The organism is Streptomyces pallidus (ex Mingjun et al. 2026), assembly GCF_051550185.1.
In the GTDB taxonomy this organism is placed as follows: Bacteria; Actinomycetota; Actinomycetes; order Streptomycetales; family Streptomycetaceae; genus Streptomyces.
The window spans coordinates 1062027-1082721 of the sequence record NZ_CP196181.1 but is presented as its reverse complement, the minus strand read 5'-3'; the positions used below and the strand labels follow the sequence as shown (position 1 = coordinate 1082721).

Genomic DNA, 20695 nt, shown 5'->3' with positions numbered 1-20695 from the left:
CCCGCCGGCACCGCTGCGCCCCCAGCGCACCGCCGCCGGCGGCGGGCGGCGGCGGGCGGCGGCGGGGGCCGGCGGCGGAAAGGAGCAGCACGTGGGAGGCTCAGTCGTCCTCCCCGTCGCCCGGCAGCTGCTGCTCCGACCAGATCACCTTCCCCTCCGGCGTGTACCGCGCCCCCCACCGCCGACTGAGCTGGGCCACCAGGAAGAGCCCGCGGCCCCCCTCGTCCGTGGTCGTCGCGTAGTGCAGGCGCGGTGAGCTGCTGCTGCCGTCGAAGACCTCGCACGTCAGCATCCGGTCGCGCAGGAGGCGTACGCGCACGGGCTCCGCGCCGTGCCGGATCGCGTTGGTGATGAGTTCGCTGAGCACCAGCTCGGTGCTGAAGGACAGCTCCGACAGCCCCCACTCCTCCAGCTTCTCCACGGCGACCGCGCGCAGCGTCGCGACCGCGCTCGGCTCGAACGGCACCTCCCACTCGGCGATCCGGTCGGCCGGCAGCACCGAGGTCCGGGCGACCAGCAGGGCCACGTCGTCGCGGGCGCGCACCGGCAGCAGTTCCTGGAGCACCGCCTGGACGGTGTCCTCCGGCTTGCGGTCGGCGTGGGCGAGGGCGGCGCGCAGCAGGTCGAGCCCGTCGTCGATGTCGCGGGCGCGGTCCTCGATCAGCCCGTCGGTGTACAGCACCAGCTGGCTGCCCTCGGCGAGATCCAGCTCGGCCGCCTCGAAGGGGAAGCCGCCCAGCCCCAGGGGTGCTCCGGCGGGCAGGTCGGGCGTCTCGACGCGGCCGTCCGGGTACACCACCGCCGGCGGTACGTGGCCGGCGCGCGCCACCGTGCACCGCTGGGCCACGGCGTCGTAGACGGCGTACAGGCAGGTGGCGCCGAGCAAGCCGCCCTCGGCTCCGCCGCCCTCCCCGTTCTGGTCGGTGTACTGCACGAGGTCGTCGAGGCGGGCCAACAGCTCGTCGGGCGGCAGGTCGAGGGAGGAGAAGTTCAGCACGGCGGTGCGCAGCCGGCCCATGGCCGCGGCCGCGTGCAGCCCGTGGCCGACGACGTCGCCGACGACGAGCGCGACCCGGCCGCCGGGCAGCGGGATCACGTCGAACCAGTCGCCCCCCACGCCGGACTGCGCGGGCAGGTAGTAGTGGGCGACCTCCACGGCGTTCTGCTCGGGCAGGTCGCGCGGCAGCAGGCTGTGCTGGAGGGCGACGGCGAGCGCGTGCTCGCGGGTGTAGCGGCGGGCGTTGTCGATGCTGACCCCGGCCCGGGCGACGAGCTCCTCGGCGAGCGAGAGGTCCTCCTCGTCGAACGGCTCCGGCTTCTCGGAGCGCCAGAAGTTGACCACGCCGAGGACGACGCCGCGGGCCTTGAGCGGGGCCGTGATCAGGGAGTGGACCCCGTAATCGATGATGGCCCGGGCGCGCGGCGGGTCCTGTGCGTGCCAGCCGGGGGCGTCGTTCAGGTCGGCGATCACCTCGGCCTTGCCGCTGCTGAGCCCGCGCGCCTGCGGGGTGGAGGGCAGGAAGTCGATCAGCCGGCCGCGGGGGTAGAGGGGCACGTCGTCGCGGATGCCGGCGACGCCGGTGCGCCGCAGGTCGACGGCGGCTGCGGTGGGCTCGTCGCCGAGCAGGACCGGTTCTGCGAGGTCGACGGTGACGAAGTCCGCGAAGCGGGGCACGGCGACGTCGGCGAGCTCCTGGGCGGTCCGTTCCACGTCGAGGGTGGTGCCGACGCCGACCCCGGCGTCGTACAGCAGCCTCAGCCGTCTGCGGGCGGCCTCGGCCCGGGTGGTGAGGACCTGCATCTCGGTGGAGTCCCGGATGGTGACGGCCATGCCCTCGGTCCGGCTGCCCGAGCGCCGGGTCGACCTCTGGTTGATGACCAGCAGCCGCTCGCCGGCCTCCATCACCTCGTCGGTGGCCTCCCGGCCGGAGAGCAGCAGGTCGGCCAGGTGTCCGTCGAGTTCGGGGAGGTCGCGGATGTGCCGGCCGTCGGCGTCGGGCGGCAGGCCGAGGAGTCGTTTCGCCTCGTCGTTCGCGAGGAGCAGTTGTCCGCCGCCGTCCGTGATCAGCACCCCTTCGCGCACGGAGTGCAGAACGGCGTCGTGGTGTTCGTACATCCGGGTCATCTCCAGCGGGCCGAGGCCGCGGGTCTGGCGGCGCAGGCGCCTGCTGATCAGCGCGGCGCCGGCGGTGCCGAGGGCCAGGCCGGCCGCGCTGGTGCCGAGGATGACGGGGAGCTGCTTGTCGACGACACCGGTCACGTTCTCCACGGTGAGCCCCGCCGACACCAGTGCCTGGACCTTGCCCTTGTCGCCCTCGGAGAAGACGGGCACCACCGCCTGGATCTCCTTGCCCAGCGGGCCGTCCACGCTCTCGGTGTACACGTGGCCCTTCAGCGAGGGCTCGATCGTTCCGACGAAGCGTTTGCCGATGCGGTCGGGCAGCGGATGGGAGTAGCGGATGCCGTTGGTGTCCATCGCGACGATGAAGTCGACCCCGGCGGCCTTCCGCGTCTGCTCCGCGAGTGGCTGGAGGGACTTGGACGGGTCCTGGGTCCGCAGTGCGTCGCGGATCGCGGGGGAGCGCGCGAAGGTCTCGGCGACGGCGACGGACCGGCTGAGGGCCTCCCGCTCGACGTCGTGGCGCGACTGCAGGACGAGGGCCAGTACCGAGCCGGCGGCGAGCAGCACCACGATCGCCACCTGGAGGACGAATACCTGTCTGGCGACGCTCCGCGGGCGCTTCCGGCTCAGTGACCGCACCGACGTCCCCGGCACGGGTTGCAAGGATGGGCCACGAGACCATTTGTAGCACTGTCTATGGCTGTCGGCCGGGAGTGCCGGAAGGTCACCGGCGGTGCCGGCCCCTCGGGGCCGCCGCGCCCGGGCCCGGGTCAGCCGGTGCGTCCCGCGCGCCAAGCCGCGAGGACCTCGTCGACGTCGAAGACGGCCAGGCGCAGCGGCGGCCCGGGCGGCGGCCTGCGCAGCGCGGCGCGGATCTTCTCGTTGATCTCCGTGAGCACCGCGCGGACCTGCCGCTCCGAGCGGGCCGAGCGCACCGCCTCCAGCGCGTCCTCCGCCTCCTTGCGCAGGGCGAGTGAGGGCGGTAGGGCGGCGAAGCCCTCGCGGTGCAGCTTCTCCTTGACCCACCACATCTCGTCGTACGGGGCGTCGGCGGAGGCCAGCGGTCTGCCCAGGCCCTCCAGCCGGTCGAAGGCGCCGCGCTCGGCGGCCTCCCGGATCTGCCGGTCCACCCAGGACTCGAAGCTGACGCCCGGCGGCTTGCGCTCGGTCACGGTTCCTCCCTCGGCTCCGGCTCCGGGGCCCGTGGCCCCAAGTCCCCCTGCCCTGAGGCCCGCCGCGGGCTCCGGGGCCAGCGTAACGCCGCGCTAAGTATCTTGACGTCGAGATTGATGTCCGGCAGGCTACCGCGAGATATCTCGATATCGAGATATCTTCACGGGGGACTCGGAGGCCCGGCATGAAGCGGCGGAGCGCGGAACGGCACACCGGCGGGGCGGAGGGCGGCGGAGGCGGCCTGATCGCGCAGTTGCGCCGGCCGCCCGGCGGCCGCGACGCCCGGATCATGCTGTTCGGCCAGCTGCTGGACCGGACCGGAACCGGGGTGTGGGCCGCCGCCTCGGTCCTGTTCTTCACCTTCGTCGTCGGGCTCGACGCCGGACAGCTGGGCCTCCTGCTCGGGGCCGGCGCGATCGCGGGCATCGCCGGCTCACCGCTCGCCGGGCACCTCGCCGACCGCTTCCCGCTGCGCCCGCTGCTGATCGCCTGCCACCTGGTGCGCCTCGCCGCCCTCTGCGCCCTGCTCGTGGTCACCCGCTTCGACGTGCTGCTGCTCGTGGTCGCCGTCACCCAGCTGGGCGACCGTGCCGCCAAGACCCTGGAGATGCTCTTCGCGACCCGGGTCGTCGGCGAGCGGCGCGCCACCTACCAGGCCCTGTCGCGCAGCGCGGCGAACGCCGGCTACGCCGTCGGCGCGGGCATCGCCGCCCTCGGCCTCGCCGTGGGGACCCGGGAGGCGTACGCGGCCCTCATCCTCGGCAACGCGCTGTCGTTCCTCGCGGCCGCGGTGCTGGTCGGGCGCACCCGGGAGCCGCACGGCCACGGCCGCCTGACCGCGCCGGCCCCGGCCGCGGGGAGCACGCCGGCTGGGAAGACGCCGGCGGGGAGTGCGCCGGCGGAGTGCGCCCCCGGGGCGAGCGCCCCCGGGAGCGACGGACGGAGCCCCTGGCGGGACCGCGGCTACCTCCGCTTCGTCCTGCTCGACATCCCGCTCAACCTCGACGACTCCGTCCTCAACGTCGGGCTGCCGCTCTGGCTCGTCCACCGCACCGACGCGCCCCACGCCCTCGTACCGGCCTTCCTCGCGATCAACACCGTGCTCGTCGTCGTCCTCCAGCTGACCGTGTCCGCCCGGGTCGAGGGACCGCGCCCCGCCGCGCGCGCCGCCGCCTGGTACGGGCTCCTGCTGTTCGCCTGCTGCGCCGTCCTCGCCCTCACCCCCGCCCACGGCGCCTGGGCCGCCTCACTGGCCCTGCTGGCCGCGGCGGTGCTGGCCACCGCGGCGGAGCTGGTGCGCTCGGTGAGCTCCTGGGAACTCGCCGTGTCGCTCGCGCCCCACCAGGCCAGGGCCTCGTACCTGGGGGTGGCCGGGATCTCCCCGTCGGTGCAGAAGGCCGCGGGCCCGCTGCTGCTGTCCGGCGCCGTCATGGCGGCCGGGCCCGCCGGCTGGATCGCGCTGGGCGCGGGGGTCGCGGGGCTGTCCCTCGTCCAGCGCGGCGCCGCCCTGCGCCGGCTGGACGCCGTCCGCCCCGAGCGGTCGGAGCGCACCGAGCAGGCCGCACGTACCGAGCCCGCCCGGCCGGGGCTCCCGGCGCGCGGGGGCGGCACGCCCGTAGGTTGAACGAGGTCCCCGGCGAATGTTCCCGGCCCGGCCGGGTAGGCGGATCTCGCCGGGTCGCTCGGCAAGGCCAAGTCGCTCGGCAAAGGAGGAACGGGGCACCATGCCATGAGCGAGGAGATCCGCAGGCTGGCACTCGGGGGTGGAACGGGTGGCGTCGTGGCCCGCTGCCGTCGGTTCACCCTGGACGCCCTCACCGCCTGGCAGTGGATCGTCCGACCGGCCGGCGGCGACCGGGCCCGGGCGGACGGGCACCGCGGCGGGGACCCGGACGGTGCCGACCCGGACCGGGCCGAGGCCGTCGAGGACGTCCTGCTGATGGTCTCCGAACTGGTGAGCAACGCCTGCGTGCACGCGGGCGGCCCCAGCGAACTGGTGCTGCGCCGCACCTCCGACCGGCTCCGGGTGGAGGTCGGCGACGGGAGCCCCGAGCACCCCCGCCGCCGAACGGCCGACGATCCCGCCCTCCCCGGCGGGCACGGCCTGCTGGTGGTGGACCGGCTCGCCCGCGACTGGGGCTGGGAGCCCCGCCCGGACGGGGCCGGCAAGACGGTCTGGGCAGAGGTCCCGTCACCGCAGCCCTGACGACCGCGGTCGCAGTGAGGCGCAGTTGGGCGACGACGACACCGGTGCGGAGGAACGGCCCGGCCGCGGCCGGGCGGAGGGCGGTCAGTCGTCCTCGAGCAGGCTCGCCCGCAGTGTGGCCAGGGTCCGGCTGAGCAGCCGCGAGACGTGCATCTGGGACAGACCCAGCCGCTCGCCTATCTCGGACTGGGTCAGCTCGTCCCCGAAGCGCAGGGACAGCAGGGTTCGCTCGCGAGGGGGCAGCGCGGCCAGCACCGGCTTGAGGGACTCCAGGCACTCGATGCGGTCGTAGGCCGTCTCCTCCTCGCCGAGCGAGGGCCGGTCGGATCCGGGCTGCCGGTCGCCGTCCTCGCGCGCGGGAGCGTCCAAGGAGCGCGCCGAGTACGCGTGCGCCGCCTTCTGCCCCTCCGCGAACTCCTCCTCGCTGACGTGCAGGTGCTCGGCGACCTCCCCGTCCGTGGGCTCGCGGCCCAGGTCCTGCTCCAGGGCGTCGTGCGCCTTGGCGGCGCCGATCCGCAGCTCCTGAAGCCTCCGGGGCACCCGGACGGCCCAGCTGGTGTCACGGAAGAACCTCTTCATCTCCCCGGTGATGGTCGGCAGGGCGAACGTGGTGAACTCCACGCCCCGCTCCGGGTCGAACCTGTTGATGGCCTTGATCAGGCCGATCGTCCCCACCTGGACGATGTCCTCCATGGGCTCGCTGCGCCCGCGGAAGCGACGCGCCGCGTACTTCACCAGGCTGAGGTTGAGTTCGACGAGGGTGTTGCGCACGTAGGAGTACTCGGCCGTGCCTTCCTCAAGGGCCCGCAGCCTGCGGAAAAGGGTCTCCGACAGGGCGCGGGCCTCGCCGGTGCTCACACTCAGCGTGTCCTGCGGGATTCCTTCGGTGACCTCTGAATACAGCATCTCGGCTCCTCCGACGGATGGTCGCGCCGCACTGCTGTACGACCCGGCCGTCTCGCGAGCTTTCCTGAGGGATATACCCCCGCCGGACCCCCGCGAAAGCAGCCCGCCCGATCGGGCCGGGATCAACCCCCGCCGGCCCGGTCCCGCAGGGCCAGCCGGACCGCCCACAGCACCGACACCAGGGGTACGGCCACCACCGCGCCCACCAGCCCCGCGCCGATGGTCCCCGCGGCCACCGACAGTGCGACCACGAGCGGGTGCAGCCGCACCGCCCAGCTCATCACCATCGGGTGCAGCACGTGCCCCTCGAGCTGCCCGATCAGCACGATCAGTGCGACCACGAGGGCGGCGATCAGAGGCCCCTTGGCCGCCAGCGCGACGACCACGGCGACCGCGAGGGCGATCGGCGACCCGATCAGCGGGATGAACGCGAGGAAGAACTCCAGCAGCGCCAGCGGCACCGCCAGCGGGACCCCCAGGGCGTACAGCGCGATCCCGACGAGCACGGCGTTGGTCGCGGCGACGAGCACGATCCCGTGGGTGTACCCGGTGAACGCCCGCCACGCCGCCCGGCCCGCGACCTGCGCCCGGTCCCGCCCGCCCGGCGGCAGCTGGCCGCACAGCCAGTCCCACTGCCGCTCGCCCGACGCGATGAAGAACACCGCGCAGAACAGGCCCAGCGCCCCGATGGTCAGCGCGTGCGCCAGTCGGCCCGCGCTGTCCAGCGCCGTGCTGAGCAGCGAGGTGCGATGCCTGGAGAGGTACTCGCCGATCCGCTCCCGCAGGTCGGACAGCGCGCCCGGGGCCAACCCGAACGGCGCCCGGTCCAGCCAGGTCTGGAGCCGGCCCAGGCCGACCCGGAACTCCCCGACCAGGGACTGCCACTGCATGGCCACCGTCTCGCCGATGCCCGCGAGCACGCCCAGCAGGAGCACCGTGCTCCCGATGACCGCGCAGGCCACCGCCAGCGGACGCGGCATCCACCGGTCCAGCAGGTCCGCCGCCGGACGCAGCAGTGCGGCCCCGACCAGGCCGAGGAAGACGGCCACCGCCACCTCGTGGAACCGGCCCAGCACCACGAAGACCGCGTACACGGCCGCGCCGACCACCAGCAGCCGCCAGGCGTAGGCCGCGGCCGTCCCCAGCAGCGGGGACGCCGCGCCCGGGCCCGTGTCCGCACCCGTGCGGCCGCCCTGACCGGGCGGCGGCCTGCGGCCGCGCGCACCGGCGCCGCCCCGGGGCCCGGCCCCGTACCGGGCGCGGGAACGGCGGGCCGCCACCCGGATGGAGGAGCGCGGGCCGTCCCCGCGCGGCTCTTCGGGGCGACGGTCCGGCCGCGCCGCGGATCGCCTGCTCATCTACGCGTGTACCGCCTCTGCCGGTGCCGAAGGGTCCGTCCCCGTACGAGGTGCCACGCACGGCCGGACGGCGCACGCGTCCCTGCGGACATTCGCCCGAAGGGGGCGGCCGGACGCCGGATGTCCGGAAGTCCGGAGTTCCGCACACGGGCATCCCTGCCATGCTTGAGGTGAGTCCTACCGGGCAGACGCGGAACCCACCTGGGGCGCCGGCCGCCCGGGCCCCGGACCGAAGGAAGTGAGCCTGGTGCGCATCGCCTTTCTGACCGCGCCCGCGGGCGTGGAGGAGATCGAGCTCATCGAGCCGTGGAAAGCCGTGCTCGACGCCGGCTGGGACCCGCGGCTCGTCTCCACGGAGCCGGGGGAGGTCCGCGCCTTCCGGCACCTGGAGAAGGCCGGCCGCCACCACGTCGACGACGTGCTGGGGGACGACCCGGCCGCGATCGCGGACGGCTTCGACGCGCTCGTCCTGCCGGGCGGCCTGGCCAACCCGGACGCCCTGCGCCTGCACGAGGGCGCCGTCCGGTTCGTCCGCTGCTTCTTCGACGCGGCCAGACCGGTCGCGGCCATCTGCCACGCGCCCTGGGTGCTGGTCGAGGCCGACGCCGTACGGGGCCGCACGCTGACCTCGTGGCCCAGCCTGGCCACGGACGTCCGCAATGCCGGCGGCACCTGGGTGGACGAGGAGGTCCACGTCTGCCGTGCCGCCCCCGCCACCCTGGTCACCAGCCGAAAACCGGCTGACCTGGACGCCTTCTGCGGGGCGCTCGTCAGTGAGTTCGACAGGGAGTTCGACACGAGGTTCGAGGCGGGGGCCAGGACGGGGTTCGAAGCGGCTACTTCGACGAGGAGTTCGGCGGGACATGACCACCACGGTCGGGGTTGAGGAAGAGTACGTACTGCTGGACCCCGTCACCCACCTCCCGGTGGCCTGCGCCGAGGAGGTTCGGGCCAGGGCGGGCATCGGGACCTGGGCGGACGAGGGCGAGGTCCAGCACGAGCTGCTCCAGGCACAGGTGGAAGTGGCCACCCCGGTCTGCACGGACCTGGAGGAGGTCGGCGGCCACCTGCTGAGGCTGCGGCACGCGGTGGCGGCCGCCGCCGAAGCGGAGGGGTGCGTGGTCGCCAAGACGGCCACGGTGCCGCTCCGCGACGGCGTACCGGTGCCCGTCACCCGGGAGACGCGCTACCTGAAGATGCGCGAGGAGGCCGGCCGGCTGGTCGACGAGCAGCTGATCAACGGGATGCACGTGCACGTCGCGATCCCGGACCGGGACACCGGCGTGGCCGCCATGAACCGGCTGCGGGTCTGGCTGCCGACCCTGCTCGCGATGTCCGCGAACTCGCCCATGTGGGACGGGAGGGACACCGGCTTCGCGAGCTGGCGCACCATCGTCTTCGGCCGCTGGCCGGTCAGCGGCCTGCCGCCGCACTTCGACTCGCTCGCCGACTACGAGCAGCGGGTCGACTCGCTCGTGGAGTCCGGGATGATCCCGGACCGGGGCCAGTTGTACTGGCAGGCGCGGCTGTCCGAGCGCTACCCCACGATCGAGGTCCGGTGCCTGGACGTACAACTGGAGGCCGACGACGCCGTCCTGCTCGCCGGCATCGCCCGGGGCCTGATCACCACCGCGGTCAACGAGGAGAAGGCGGGCGTCCCGCAACCCTTCTGCCCGCCCGAGCTGCTCCAGGCCTCCCTGTGGCACGCGGCCCGCTACGGCCTCAGCAGCACGCTCCTCGACCCGCACGGGCACCGGCAGAGCGCCGGCGACGTCCTGTACATGCTGGTCCAGCACATCACGCCCGCCCTGGAGGAGGCCGGCGACCTGCGGGAGGTCAGCGCGCTGCTGCACCGGCTGCTCCAACAGGGCACCCCCGCGGACCGGCAGCGCCGCGCCTTCACCGACGGCGGGATGCAGGCCCTGACCGACCTCATCACCACCAAGGACGCCGCGGACTGACCCGGCCTCCGCGGCGGTCCGACCGGGCCACATTGCGGCGCGCCGCCGCACCGCCGCGCCCCCGCAGCCTGTAGCAGAGGGGGTACCGGTACGGCGGCCGCCGGGCCGCGGTGCGGTGGCGAGGGCTCGGGAGGCCGGATGACGTCAGTGGACCCCTCACCCCACGGCCCCCCGCCCTCCGCACCCGAGGGGTCCGCCCGGCCGGCGGAGGCGGGGCAGCGCACCGAGCGGCGCGTCGGCCAGGGCGCGGCGGTGCTGCGCTGGCTGTCGACCACCGACCACAAGGTGATCGGCAACCTCTACCTCGTGACGGCCTTCGCCTTCTTCCTGTTCGCCGGGGTCCTGGCCCTGCTCATGCGGGCCGAACTGGCCCGCCCCGGCAACCAGCTCTTCTCGAACCAGCAGTACAACGAGCTCTTCACCGTGCACGGCACCGTGATGATGCTGCTGTTCGCCACCCCCACCTTCACCGGTTTCGCCAATGCGGTGATGCCCCTGCAGATCGGCGCGCCCGACGTCGCCTTCCCCCGGCTGAACGCGTTCACGTACTGGGTGTACCTGTTCGGCGGCCTGATGGTGGTGTCCGGGTTCCTCACCGAGCAGGGGGCGGCAGCCTTCGGCTGGTTCGCGTACGCCCCGCTCAACGGGGCCGTGTTCGCGCCCGGCCCCGGCTCCGACCTGTGGGTGATGGGGCTGGCGGTGTCCGGGCTGAGCACCATCCTCGGCGCCGTCAACTTCATCACCACCATCGTCTGCCTGCGCGCGCCCGGGATGACCCTGTTCCGCATGCCCATCTTCACCTGGAACGTGCTGTTCACGTCGATCCTGGCGCTGCTGGCCTTCCCCGTCCTGGCCGCGACCCTGCTGGCCCTCGAAGCGGACCGCAAGTTCGGCGCGCACGTCTTCGACGCGGCGAACGGGGGAGCCCTGCTGTGGCAGCACCTCTTCTGGTTCTTCGGCCACCCCGAGGTCTACATCGTGGCCCTTCCGTTCTTCGGGGTGGTCAGCGAGATCGTGCCCGTCTTCAGCCGCAAGCCCATGTTCGGCTACGCCTCCCTCATCGGCGCCACCATCGCCATCACCGGGCTGTCCGCCACGGTCTGGGCGCACCACATGTTCGCGACGGGCGCGGTACTGCTGCCGTTCTTCGCGCTCCTCTCCTTCCTGATCGCCGTACCGACGGGGGTGAAGTTCTTCAACTGGATCGGGACCATGTGGAGCGGTTCCCTGTCCTTCGAGACCCCGATGCTGTGGTCGGTGGGTTTCCTCGTCACCTTCCTCCTCGGCGGGCTGACGGGCGTCGTCGTGGCCTCCCCGCCGCTGGACTTCCACCTGACGGACAGCTACTTCGTCGTCGCCCACCTGCACTACGTCCTGTTCGGCACGATCGTCTTCGCGACCTTCGCCGGCTTCTACTTCTGGTGGCCCAAGCTCAGCGGCCGCATGCTGGACGAGCGGCTCGGCCGGATCCACTTCTGGACCCTCTTCACCGGCTTCCAGACCACCTTCCTCGTCCAGCACTGGCTCGGCGAGGCCGGCATGCCCCGCCGTTACGCCGACTACCTGGCCGGGGACGGGTTCACGGTCCTCAACTCGGTCTCCACCATCGGCGCCTTCCTGCTGGGGCTGTCCACCCTGCCGTTCCTCTACAACGTGTGGCGGACGCAGACCCGCGGTGCGCGGGTGACCGTCGACGACCCCTGGGGCTGGGGGCGGTCACTCGAATGGGCGACCAGCTGCCCGCCGCCCCGGCACAACTTCCACGCCCTGCCGCGGATCCGCTCCGAGTCCCCGGCCTTCGACCTGCACCACCCGGAGGTGACCCGTGAAGGGTGAGGCCTGGCTGTTCACCGGCACCGCCCTGTTCTTCGGGGCCACCATGGTCGTCTACGCCTGGTTCTCGGGGGAGCCGGCGGGCACCGCCGCCCTGGCCGTGTCGTTCCTCATGACGGCCCTGGTCGCCGCGTTCCTGTGGCGGCAGCACCTCCGCGGCGGCAGCCGGCCGGAGGACCGGGGCACCGCCGAGGTGCAGGAAGCGGGCGGGCGGCGCGAGTTCTTCCCGGGCCGCACCTACCTCCCGGTCGCGGCGGCCGCGGGCACCGCCCTGATCGGCCTGGGCGTGGTCCAGGGGCTGTGGCTGTGCCTGGTCGGGTTCGGCGTCCTGGCGCCGGCCGTGGTCGGCTTCGCCTTCCGCACCCTCGACCACCCGCAGTGACGGGACGGTACGGACCCGGGGGCGGACCGCGGGGATCCGGCTCAGTCCCCGTCCGCGGGCGGCCGCCGGTCCGGTCCGGCCAGGACGTCCTCGACCCGGCGGCGCTGCCCGGCGGTCACCGGGTAGCGCACCCGGTCGGCGTAGTACCAGGAGGAGAGCGCGGACCGGGCCCGCCGCGCCAGGGGCCGCAGCCGTTGCCGCAGCCGCCCGGCACCGGCCGCCCGTTCGGGGCCCGCCGCCGGCAGGGGCCGCGGTCGTTCCCGTACGAGCAGCCCGTACCGCTCGTCGGCCGACAGCGGCCGGTGCTGCGGGTGGAAACCGCCCTCCACCCCCTGCACCACCAGCCCCGACTCCGCGCCCCCGGCCAGCTCCGCGGCCTCCCGCGCCTGCAGCGCCAGGCACAGCCGCCGCGTCATCCAGAACACGGCCACCGGCACCGCGAAGAACGCCACCCGCAGCGTCCAGGTCACCCCGGCGACCGGCACGTCGAACACGAACGCCGCGATGTCCTGGCCGCCCGCGACGAGCAGCACGGCGTAGCAGGACAGCGCCCCCGCCGCCAGCCCGGTGCGCACCGGCCGGTCGCGCGGCCGGTCGCACAGGTGCCGCTCGCCCGGCCCGGGCGTGATCCAGCGCTCGAAGAAGGGGTACGCGTACAGCACCGCGAACAGCAGCCCCGGCAGCAGCACTGCGGTGACCAGCGGGTTCCAGCTCACGGTGTGGCCCGCGACGCGGGTCTCCACGGCCGGCATCAGCCGCAGCGCCCCCTCCAGGAACCCGATGTACCAGTCCGGCTGGGAACCCGTGGAGACCAGGTCCGGCCGGTAGGGGCCGTACACCCAGATGGGGTTGACCTGGGCGACGCCCCCCAGGACCGCGAGCACGCCGGCCGAGGCCAGGAGCAGCCCGCCGGACTTGGCCACGTAGTTCGGGAAGAAGGGAAGGCCGACGGCGTTGCGGGCGGTCCTGCCGCGGCCGGGCCACTGCGTGTGCTTCAGCACGAAGACCAGCAGCACGTGCGCGGTGACCAGGGCCACCAGTAGGCCCGGCACGAGCAGGATGTGCAGCGGGTACAGCCGCGGCACGATGTCGTCGCCGGGGAACTGGCCGCCGAAGACCAGCATGCCCAGGTACGTGCCGACGACCGGAACCGACAGCATGATCCCCTGGGCGATCCGCAGACCGGTGCCCGACAGCAGGTCGTCGGGGAGCGAGTAGCCGGCGAACCCCTCCAGCAGCGCCAGCATGAAGAGCGTGACCCCGATCGTCCAGTTGAGTTCGCGCGGCCGGCGGAAGGCGCCGGTGAGGAACACGCGCAGCATGTGCACGCCGATCGCGGCGACGAACACGATGGCGGCCCAGTGGTGCATCTGGCGGACCAGCAGCCCGCCCCGCACGTCGAAGCTGATCCGCAGGGTGGAGGCGTACGCGCGGGACATCGGCACGCCCTGCAGCGGCTCGTACGGCCCCCGGTAGACCTCCTCGGCCATCGACGGGTCGAAGAAGAAGGTCAGGTACACGCCGGTCAGTAGCAGCACCACGAAGGCGTACAGGGCGATCTCGCCCAGCAGGAACGACCAGTGGTCGGGGAAGGCCTTGCGCAGCACCGACCGGGTGAGCTCCGCCAACGGGAGCCGCGCGTCGAGCGCCTCCGCACCGCCCACCACCGCGCGCCCCGCCCTGGCCTTGCGTCCTGTCGTCCGCGTCGACGCCGGCACCCGGTGCACCTCCTGTCGGAGCCCTCGCCGTCGCAGGGAGGGGGAGGGAGGGCCGGGCGGCCGCCCGGAGTAGCCGCAACGCTACAGAAAAGGGCCAATGCGGATCAATTCAGACACGGTGCTCCCCGTCCGGGCGCATCATGGGGGTACCGCCACCGGATGGGCGCGCGGCCGGGTGGCTCCCGTGCCACCGCGCCCGACGTGCGGGCCACCGCCCCTGAGGTGAGGATGGGGCGGGACAAGGACGGAGCGTGAGTCGTCGTGGAGATTTCTACGAGAGAGGTCTTCGGCGCCCCGTGCTGGGTGAGCCTGATGGCCCGCGATCTGCAGCGGGCGCAGGAGTTCTACGGCGCGGTCCTCGGGTGGAAGTTCCGGCCCGCCCGCCTGAGCGACGCGTTCACCATCGCCGAGCTCGACGGGGTGGCCGTCGCCGGCATCGGGGCCCTGGCCGGGGACCTGACCGTCGCGCCGACCTGGACGCCCTACTTCGCCGTCGACGACGCCGACGTGGCCACGGACCGGATCCGCGAGCGCAGCGGCACGATCGCGGTCGGCCCCGTCACCTTCGCCGGCGGCGGCCGCGGCGCCGTCGCCGCCGACCGGGACGGCGCCGTCTTCGGCATCTGGGAGGGTCGGGTGTCCTCCGAATGGCGGGTCGGCCGCGGTCGGGCGCCAGCCTGGCTGGAACTGCGCACCCGCGACGCCTTCGAGGCCGCGTTGTTCTACGGCGAGGTGCTGGAGTGGGCCACCGGCCGACCCGGCTGCTGCGAGGTCTCGTACGAGGACGACCAGGTCGTGCTGCGCCAGGCCGGCGAGCCCGTCGCCCGGCTGAACGGCGGGCTCGGCCCCGACTCCGCCACGCACGCCCCCGAGTCACGGCCCCGCTGGCACGTCTACTTCGGCGTCGCCGACCTCGACGACGCCATCGACGCGGCCCTCGCGGCCGGCGGGACCACCCTGTCGACGATCGTCTCCAGCGCCACCGAGCGCTGGGTGACCGTCCGCGACCCCGAGGGGGCCATGCTCACCCTGACGGCCGCCCGGCCCCAGGGCGCCTGACGCGGATGGCCGGCGTGCCAGTGGAGCGACTGCGCTCCCTGCCCGGCCTCGCGTGGTGCATGGAACTCCCCCCGGCCGCGGGCGGCGCGGTGATGGCCCCCGGCATCCTCTCCGTCGGCCTGCACCTGATCGGCCGGGAGGTGCTCTCCCTGGCCGCGCTGGCCGTGTCCGGGCTCCTCTGGCTGCTCCTCGGTCTCGCCTTCGCCTGCCGGCTGGTCTGCGACCGGCCGCGGTTCCGGGCCGCGTCCTACAGCCCGGCGGCCCTGACCGCGGTCGCCGCCACCGGCGTGCTCGGCTCGCGGATCTCGATGCTGGGCCGGCAGGCCGCCGCGATCGCACTGCTGGTGCTGGCCGCGGCCCTGTGGCCCTGGCTGACCGCCGGCGTCGTACGGCACTGGAAGCGGCAGATGGCCGGCGGGGTGTTCCTGGTCTGCGTCGCTACCCAGGGGCTCGCGGTCCTGGCCGCCACCCTGGCGCTCGCCCTGCCCAGCGGCTGGCTCGCCCGGGCGGCGCTGGCCGCCTTCTGCCTCGGCCTGGTCTTCTACGGGGACGCGCTCGCCCGGTTCGACCTGCGCGAGGTGGTGCGCGGGGCGGGCGACCACTGGGTGGCGGGCGGCGCCCTGGCCATCTCGGCGCTCGCCGCGTCGAAGCTCACGGCGGTGCCCTGGACCGGCCCGCTGCGCACCGCGCTGCGCTGGGCCACGCTGGTCACCCTCGCCCTGGCCCTCGCCTGGTACGTGCTGCTGCTGGCCGCCGAGCTGCGCAGCTGGCGGCCGCACTACGACATCCGGCGCTGGGCGACCGTGTTCCCGCTGGGCATGACGGCCACCGCCTGCTTGTCGGCGGCCGGGCCGACGGGCCTCGGCGTACTGTTCGGGCTGGGCGAGGCGCTGCTGTGGATCGCCGTGGGCGCCTGGCTGCTGACCTTCGTCGCCTTCGCCTTCGCCTTCGCCGTCAGCCGCCGCCGCGCCCGGTGACCGGACCGCCGGCCGGCCGCGCCGCGGCCCGGCCCGCCGCCGCGATCCACGCGAGCAGACCGGCCGTCAGGGCCAGCGCGGCCCCATGGCCGTGGTGCAGCGTCAGCACGGCACCGGCCAGCGCCCCGCAGAACAGCGCCGCGACCGACACCAGCCGCCGCACCGCGGCCGGCCCCCGCCGGTCCGCGGCCAGCCCCGTCAGCGTCCGGGTGACGACGGTGGTCGTCAGGTCGGGTACCGCCAGCCGGTGCACGACGGCGTTCTGGATGCCCATGCTGAACGCGAGCAGCCCCACCGCGGGAAGCCGACCCGCGCCGGCCGCGGACACCGCGAGCGCACCCGCCACCAGCACGGCCTGCGCCGCCACCAGTGGCCCGAACAGCCGTCCGGCCGGGGGGTCGCGGCGGGTCCGGCCGGCCGCCGCCGCCCCGGCGGTGAAGGCGGCGAGTGCCAGCAGGGACGCGGCGGCCGAGAACTCCCGGTCGCCCGCCAGTGCGAAGCCGAGCAGGACCACGTTGCCGGTCATGTTCGCCACGAACACCTGGTCGAGGCCGATGAAGCTCACCGCGTCGACCAGCCCGCTCACGAACGTCAGCCCGATCAGCAGCGGCGGCAGCACCCCGTGCGCCCCGCCCCCGCCGCCCTCCCGCGGCGGGAACAGCCACCCGCCCAGCGCCCGCAGCATCCGTTCCACGCGTTGTCAGTGCCCCTCGGTAGGGTCGGATCCATGGCCTACACGTTCCAGGTGACCATCGACAGCGCCGACCCGCACTCCCTCGCGGACTGGTGGGCGGAATCCCTCGGCTGGCAAGTCGAGCCGACGGACGAGGAATTCATCCGCCGGACCGTCGCGGCGGGGCACGCTTCCGAGGACGACACCACCACCCACCGCGGCAGGCTCGTCTGGAAGGCGGGCACCGCCATCCGCCACCCCGAGGGCACCGACCGAGCGCCCCGGGTCCTCTTCCAGTACGTCCCCGAGCCCAAGACCGTGAAGAACCGCGTCCACCTCGACGTCCGCACCGGAAACGACGACCCCAAGGCGGTCGTCGAGCGCCTGATCGACCGCGGCGCCACCTTCCTGCACGACGCCCGCCAGGGCCCGTTCGCCTGGACCACCCTGGCCGACCCGGAGGGCAACGAACTCTGCGTGTCCGCATGACCCCGCCATGGCCGGGTCGGCCGCACCCCTGCGACCAGCGGTAATTCGGTACCGGGCACTCCCTCCCGCAGTCGAGAATGAGACATCTCGAAAACGGGAGGGACCCCATGGGCCACAGCCAGGCCTACCTGACTCTGGACGACCTGATGCCGCGGCAGGAGCTGGCGGCAGCCATCGACGCCGGACACGTCAGTCGCAAGCCGCACCCCGAACTGCCGCTGTCCATCTACACGTACACCAGGACGGCGCAGTACGAGCGGGTCTGGAACCAGGTGACCGTCCGCTGCCGCGGACTCGTCGCCGACGACACCACCGGTGCCGTCGTCGCCCTGCCGCTGCCGAAGTTCTTCAACGTCGGCGAGCACGAGTCCGGACAGCCCTACGCCCCGGCCCTGCCCGACGAGCCGTTCGAGGTGTACGAGAAGGTCGACGGCAGCCTCGCGGTGGTCTTCCACTACGCGGGCGCCTGGCGGGTCGCGTCCAAGGGGTCGTTCATCAGCACGCAGGCGGTCTGGGCGCAGCGCCGCCTCGACGGCCGGGACACCTCGGCCCTCGTGCCCGGCACGACCTACCTCGCCGAGATCCTGTACCCGCAGAACCGTATCGTCGTCGACTACGGCGACCGCCGCGACCTGGTGCTCCTCGCCGCCTTCGGCCCCGACGGCGCCGAGGTGCCGCTCGCCGAGGCAGCCGGCCACTGGGAGGGCATCGGATCGGTCGTCACCCTGTGGCCCGCCATGCCGATCGACGAGCTCGTCGCGCTGACCGGGGCGAGCACCCTGCCCGGGGGCCGCGCCGCCACCGGCACCGACGCCGAGGGGTTCGTGCTGCGCTTCGCCTCCGGCGTGCGCGCGAAGGCCAAGCTGGCCGAATACGTTCGCCTCCACAAGGTGCTGACCGGTGTCACGGAGCGGGACATCTGGCGCAGCCACGGCGTCCAGCGGTTCGCCGGGCTGCCCGCCAAGCAGGTCGCGCAGGGGCTGGGCTGCACCCTCGCCGAGGTGGACGCCCGGGGCGGCAAGCCGCTGGACGCGCTGCTGGAGCAGGTGCCGGACGAGTTCGACACGTGGGTGCGCGGGGTCATCGCCCGCCTGGAGGACGAGGCCGCGCGGCGCGAGCGGGCCATCGACGAGGCCTTCGCGCAGCTGGCGCACCTCGCCTCCGACCGGGGCGCGTTCGCGCGCGCCGCGAAGGCGCTGCCCGACAGCGGGATCCGCGCAGCGCTGTTCCTGCGTCTGGACAACCGTCCGACCGAGCTCGTCGTGTGGCGCCATGTGCGGCCGCAGGCGTCCGACCCGTTCACGACCGATGAGGAGAACTGACCAGTGTCCGCACGACCCGAAGAGCCCGTACGGCCCGTCGTCCACGTCATGACGGGGCTGCCGGCCTCGGGGAAGACCACCGCCGCGCGCGCCCTGCAGGCCGAGGCTGCCGGCCGGATGCGCCGCGTCAACCTCGACGACCTGCGCACCATGCTCGACGTGCCCGCACCCGAGCGGGGCCGCTCCTACCGGCACGAGCAGACCGTCCTTGCCGTCCAGGACGCGGCGGTCAGCGCCGCCGTCGAGGACGGCTTCGACGTCGTCGTCGACAACACGCACCTGACCTCGCACATCCCCAAGCGGCTCAAGGCCGCGGTCGCCGGCCGGGCCTCGTTCGTGGTGCACGACTTCACCCACGTCCCGGTGGAGGAGTGCCTGCGCCGGGACGCCGGGCGCGAGCGGCCGGTCGGCGAGGAGGTCATCCGGATCCTCGCCGACAAGCACGCCAAGGCGCGCAGGGGCGGGTGGCGGCTCACCGCGGACTGGCTGAACGACGAGCCGGTCGTGCAGCCGTACGTGGCCGACCCGGCGCTGCCCGCGGCGGTGATGTGCGACATCGACGGCACCCTCGCGCTGACCGGGGCCCGCAACCCGTACGACTTCTCGCGCTGCGGGATCGACGCGCTGAACGAGCCGGTCCGCCACGCGCTGCACGCCTTCCGGCACACCTCGGGAGACACCGTCGTGCTGCTGTCCGGGCGCGGTGAGGAGCACCGCCCGCAGACCGAGGAGTGGCTCGCCCGCCACGGGGTGCCGTACGACGAGCTGTGGATGCGCCCGGCCGGGGACACCCGCCGCGACGACATCGTGAAGGCCGAGCTGTTCGACGCGCACGTGCGGCACCGGTACGCGGTGCGGGTGTCGCTCGACGACCGGGACCGGGTGGTGGCGGTCTGGCGCCGGATGGGCCTGCCCACCTGGCAGGTCAACTACGGCGACTTCTAGAGCCGGGGCCGGCCACCCATACTGGGACCGTGAGCGTGCTGATCGTGGACGGGGCCAACGTCGTCGGATCCGTCCCGGACGGCTGGTGGCGGGACCGGCGCGGCGCGGCCGAGCGGCTGCGCGACCGGCTGGCGCGGCGGGACCGGGTGGCCGGTGAGGAGGTGGTCCTCGTCGTGGAGGGCGCCGCCCGGGGCGTCGAGTCCGTGCCCGGAGTACGGGTGGACCCGGCGCCGGGCAGCGGCGACGACCGGATCGTGGAGCTGGTGGCGTCCTTCGCGGACAGCGGGCGCGACTGCACCGTGGTCACGGCGGACCGGGAACTGCGGGCCCGGGTCCGGGCGTACGGAGCGCAGTGCGTGGGGCCGCGTGCCGTACGCCCGGAGCACTGACCGGGCGGTCCCGGGTCAGTCGCAGGAGCCGACGCGGTCCAGGTTCTTCACGTAGCGGGCGGAGACCCAGGCCTTCTTGCTGCTGTCCTTGCTGCTGCTCGCCCGCTTGGCGGACAGGCCGGCCTCTTCGTCGGAGTCCTCGGCGAGCTCGTCCTCGACGTCGCCCTCGGCCTCCTCGTCGGTCTGCTCGTCGGCGTCCTCGGCGGCGTCCTCCTCGCGCTGGTCCTGCTCCTCCTGCGCATCCTGCTCGTCGCGCTGGTCCTCGCGCTCTTCCTGCCGCTCCTCGTCCTCGCCGCCGTTCTCCTTCTCGTCCTCCTTCTTGTCGTCCTTCTCGTCCTTGTGGGAGTCCTCGTGCTCCTTCACCAGGAGGCGGTACCAGATGTCGTTGCCGTCGACCTTCTGGCCCTTCACCTTGCACAGGATCGCGACCCTCTGGCCCGACTTGACCTTGCCGACGGAGCGCGAGTCGGTCGTCGGCAGGCTCCTGACCGTCAGGGAGCCGCGGGAGACGACCTTGCCGACGGTGTAGTGCCGGCCCTCGTACTTCCCCGACGACCCGTGGTCCGGTTCGACGAAGAGGTCGCGGGACGACCCGTTCCCGCCGTCCGCTGCGGCGGCCGCGCCGCCCAGGCCGCCCAGGCCGAGCACCAGGCTTCCGGCGGCGAGAGCGAGGACGGCCCTGGTGGGCTTCAGCATGTGCAGGCTCCTCTGCGAAGGCATCCGCCCGGCCGCGATGCGCCGCGGTCCGGTGCGGCGACCGGGCGGTCGCCAGGGACGACTATGACGAGGGCGCATCGCGCCGCCCCGATGACGCACCGTCATCTCGCCCGAAATGCCCAACGGGTGTCGCTCAGGTGTACGTGGGGCCGTGCCCGCCCCCGTACGGGCACGGCCTCGCCGCGCGGCGCCGGAGACCGGGGCCGGTACCGGACAGCGCCACCACGGCGAATGTACGCGGACGGAGCCGTCCCGCTCACCCGTCCGCAGGGTGAATCCCGCCTACACCCGAGGGCGGCCCCCGCGTACAACCGGGGGCGTAGTCACGCGGGCGGGCTGCGGGACAGGCCGTACCGGCAGCCGCGTCTCGGTCACCGTTGCGGGACCGGCCGGCCGAGGGCGAACCAGTTCCTGATCGGGTCCGGGCCTGCCGCCCGGCTGACCTGGCCCCGCGCCGCCCCGGCC

19 protein-coding genes are annotated in these 20695 nt (G+C 73.9%); 12 read left to right on the top strand and 7 right to left on the bottom strand.

The annotated features are described in order from the left end of the window. Nucleotides 1–100 precede the first annotated feature (100 nt). Nucleotides 101–2761 carry a SpoIIE family protein phosphatase gene (locus ACSHWO_RS04525; protein WP_438318921.1) on the bottom strand — a complete coding sequence of 887 codons (2661 nt, stop codon included), beginning with the start codon at nucleotides 2759–2761 and terminating at the stop codon, nucleotides 101–103. A gap of 131 nt (nucleotides 2762–2892) precedes the next feature. Beyond that, nucleotides 2893–3294, bottom strand: coding sequence for a DUF1992 domain-containing protein (locus ACSHWO_RS04520; RefSeq protein WP_385804498.1), 402 nt, complete (start codon nucleotides 3292–3294; stop codon nucleotides 2893–2895). A gap of 185 nt (nucleotides 3295–3479) precedes the next feature. Between ACSHWO_RS04520 and ACSHWO_RS04515 the strand changes: the two genes are divergently transcribed. Beyond that, nucleotides 3480–4919 carry an MFS transporter gene (locus tag ACSHWO_RS04515; RefSeq protein WP_438310131.1) on the top strand — a complete coding sequence of 480 codons (1440 nt, stop codon included), beginning with the start codon at nucleotides 3480–3482 and terminating at the stop codon, nucleotides 4917–4919. Between the two features lie 105 nt (nucleotides 4920–5024). Then, on the top strand, nucleotides 5025–5501 hold the full coding sequence (locus tag ACSHWO_RS04510) for an ATP-binding protein (RefSeq protein WP_438310130.1): 477 nt from the start codon (nucleotides 5025–5027) through the stop codon (nucleotides 5499–5501). Between the two features lie 84 nt (nucleotides 5502–5585). Here the strand turns inward: ACSHWO_RS04510 and ACSHWO_RS04505 are convergent, their stop codons facing one another. Together ACSHWO_RS04505 and ACSHWO_RS04500 are read right to left on the bottom strand one after the other, a co-directional pair. Next, nucleotides 5586–6407, bottom strand: a complete 822-nt coding sequence (locus tag ACSHWO_RS04505) for a SigB/SigF/SigG family RNA polymerase sigma factor (protein WP_438310129.1) — start codon at nucleotides 6405–6407, stop codon at nucleotides 5586–5588. Between the two features lie 122 nt (nucleotides 6408–6529). Then, nucleotides 6530–7765, bottom strand: a complete 1236-nt coding sequence (locus ACSHWO_RS04500; RefSeq protein ID WP_438310128.1) for an AI-2E family transporter — start codon at nucleotides 7763–7765, stop codon at nucleotides 6530–6532. 247 nt (nucleotides 7766–8012) lie between these two features. On the opposite strand from ACSHWO_RS04500, the gene ACSHWO_RS04495 reads away from it, so the two are divergent. The 4 genes from ACSHWO_RS04495 to ctaF all read left to right on the top strand — a co-directional run bounded on the left by ACSHWO_RS04495 (nucleotide 8013) and on the right by ctaF (nucleotide 11941). Beyond that, the gene (locus ACSHWO_RS04495; RefSeq protein ID WP_361085747.1) at nucleotides 8013–8651 is read left to right on the top strand and encodes a type 1 glutamine amidotransferase domain-containing protein; all 639 of its coding nucleotides are present in this window, start codon (nucleotides 8013–8015) and stop codon (nucleotides 8649–8651) included. Beyond that, nucleotides 8629–9726: a carboxylate-amine ligase gene (locus ACSHWO_RS04490; RefSeq protein ID WP_385804490.1), complete on the top strand. Its 1098-nt coding sequence runs from the start codon at nucleotides 8629–8631 to the stop codon at nucleotides 9724–9726. Before ACSHWO_RS04495 ends, ACSHWO_RS04490 begins: the two co-directional genes overlap by 23 nt. Before the next feature lie 138 nt (nucleotides 9727–9864). Next, nucleotides 9865–11562, top strand: a complete 1698-nt coding sequence (gene ctaD, locus ACSHWO_RS04485) for an aa3-type cytochrome oxidase subunit I (RefSeq protein ID WP_438310127.1) — start codon at nucleotides 9865–9867, stop codon at nucleotides 11560–11562. Next, complete coding sequence (gene ctaF / locus ACSHWO_RS04480; RefSeq protein ID WP_361085737.1) at nucleotides 11552–11941, top strand: aa3-type cytochrome oxidase subunit IV; 390 nt, start codon at nucleotides 11552–11554, stop codon at nucleotides 11939–11941. The genes ctaD and ctaF overlap by 11 nt, the downstream gene beginning before the upstream one ends. Nucleotides 11942–11982: 41 nt before the next feature. Here ctaF and qcrB read toward each other — a convergent pair whose 3' ends face one another. Continuing rightward, nucleotides 11983–13659, bottom strand: a complete 1677-nt coding sequence (gene qcrB / locus ACSHWO_RS04475; RefSeq protein WP_438310126.1) for a cytochrome bc1 complex cytochrome b subunit — start codon at nucleotides 13657–13659, stop codon at nucleotides 11983–11985. A gap of 312 nt (nucleotides 13660–13971) precedes the next feature. Between qcrB and ACSHWO_RS04470 the strand changes: the two genes are divergently transcribed. Together ACSHWO_RS04470 and ACSHWO_RS04465 are read left to right on the top strand one after the other, a co-directional pair. After that, nucleotides 13972–14718, top strand: coding sequence for a VOC family protein (locus ACSHWO_RS04470; protein ID WP_385804714.1), 747 nt, complete (start codon nucleotides 13972–13974; stop codon nucleotides 14716–14718). Between the two features lie 14 nt (nucleotides 14719–14732). Further along, nucleotides 14733–15695, top strand: coding sequence for a tellurite resistance/C4-dicarboxylate transporter family protein (locus ACSHWO_RS04465; protein WP_438310125.1), 963 nt, complete (start codon nucleotides 14733–14735; stop codon nucleotides 15693–15695). Here ACSHWO_RS04465 and ACSHWO_RS04460 read toward each other — a convergent pair. Next, entirely contained in the window at nucleotides 15673–16380 is a 708-nt protein-coding gene (locus tag ACSHWO_RS04460; RefSeq protein ID WP_438318918.1) for a YoaK family protein, read from the bottom strand. The two genes, ACSHWO_RS04465 and ACSHWO_RS04460, sit on opposite strands and share 23 nt — an antisense overlap. A 42-nt stretch (nucleotides 16381–16422) precedes the next feature. On the opposite strand from ACSHWO_RS04460, the gene ACSHWO_RS04455 reads away from it, so the two are divergent. From ACSHWO_RS04455 to ACSHWO_RS04440, 4 genes are all read left to right on the top strand, one after another. After that, nucleotides 16423–16857, top strand: coding sequence for a VOC family protein (locus ACSHWO_RS04455; RefSeq protein ID WP_361085731.1), 435 nt, complete (start codon nucleotides 16423–16425; stop codon nucleotides 16855–16857). A gap of 107 nt (nucleotides 16858–16964) precedes the next feature. Further along, entirely contained in the window at nucleotides 16965–18179 is a 1215-nt protein-coding gene (locus ACSHWO_RS04450; protein ID WP_438310124.1) for an RNA ligase, read from the top strand. A 3-nt stretch (nucleotides 18180–18182) separates the two neighbouring features. Continuing rightward, nucleotides 18183–19124: an AAA family ATPase gene (locus ACSHWO_RS04445; RefSeq protein ID WP_438310123.1), complete on the top strand. Its 942-nt coding sequence runs from the start codon at nucleotides 18183–18185 to the stop codon at nucleotides 19122–19124. Between the two features lie 29 nt (nucleotides 19125–19153). Next, nucleotides 19154–19513 (top strand): NYN domain-containing protein, encoded by a 360-nt coding sequence (locus tag ACSHWO_RS04440; protein ID WP_385804478.1) that lies wholly within the window; start codon nucleotides 19154–19156, stop codon nucleotides 19511–19513. A gap of 15 nt (nucleotides 19514–19528) precedes the next feature. Here the strand turns inward: ACSHWO_RS04440 and ACSHWO_RS04435 are convergent, their stop codons facing one another. After that, a complete protein-coding gene (locus ACSHWO_RS04435; protein ID WP_385804476.1) occupies nucleotides 19529–20209 on the bottom strand; it encodes an SH3 domain-containing protein in 681 nt (226 codons plus the stop codon). Nucleotides 20210–20695: the final 486 nt, after the last annotated feature.

What these genes read in the sequence shown, in the direction of transcription:
- ACSHWO_RS04515 (WP_438310131.1), top strand. Translation starts at nt 3,480, where the DNA reads ATGAAGCGGCGGAGCGCGGAACGGCACACCGGCGGGGCGGAGGGCGGC.
- ACSHWO_RS04510 (WP_438310130.1), top strand. Translation starts at nt 5,025, where the DNA reads ATGAGCGAGGAGATCCGCAGGCTGGCACTCGGGGGTGGAACGGGTGGC.
- ACSHWO_RS04505 (WP_438310129.1), bottom strand. Translation starts at nt 6,407, where the DNA reads ATGCTGTATTCAGAGGTCACCGAAGGAATCCCGCAGGACACGCTGAGT.
- ACSHWO_RS04500 (WP_438310128.1), bottom strand. Translation starts at nt 7,765, where the DNA reads ATGAGCAGGCGATCCGCGGCGCGGCCGGACCGTCGCCCCGAAGAGCCG.
- ACSHWO_RS04490 (WP_385804490.1), top strand. Translation starts at nt 8,629, where the DNA reads ATGACCACCACGGTCGGGGTTGAGGAAGAGTACGTACTGCTGGACCCC.
- ctaD (WP_438310127.1), top strand. Translation starts at nt 9,865, where the DNA reads ATGACGTCAGTGGACCCCTCACCCCACGGCCCCCCGCCCTCCGCACCC.
- ACSHWO_RS04470 (WP_385804714.1), top strand. Translation starts at nt 13,972, where the DNA reads ATGGCCCGCGATCTGCAGCGGGCGCAGGAGTTCTACGGCGCGGTCCTC.
- ACSHWO_RS04460 (WP_438318918.1), bottom strand. Translation starts at nt 16,380, where the DNA reads ATGCTGCGGGCGCTGGGCGGGTGGCTGTTCCCGCCGCGGGAGGGCGGC.
- ACSHWO_RS04455 (WP_361085731.1), top strand. Translation starts at nt 16,423, where the DNA reads ATGGCCTACACGTTCCAGGTGACCATCGACAGCGCCGACCCGCACTCC.
- ACSHWO_RS04450 (WP_438310124.1), top strand. Translation starts at nt 16,965, where the DNA reads ATGGGCCACAGCCAGGCCTACCTGACTCTGGACGACCTGATGCCGCGG.
- ACSHWO_RS04435 (WP_385804476.1), bottom strand. Translation starts at nt 20,209, where the DNA reads ATGCTGAAGCCCACCAGGGCCGTCCTCGCTCTCGCCGCCGGAAGCCTG.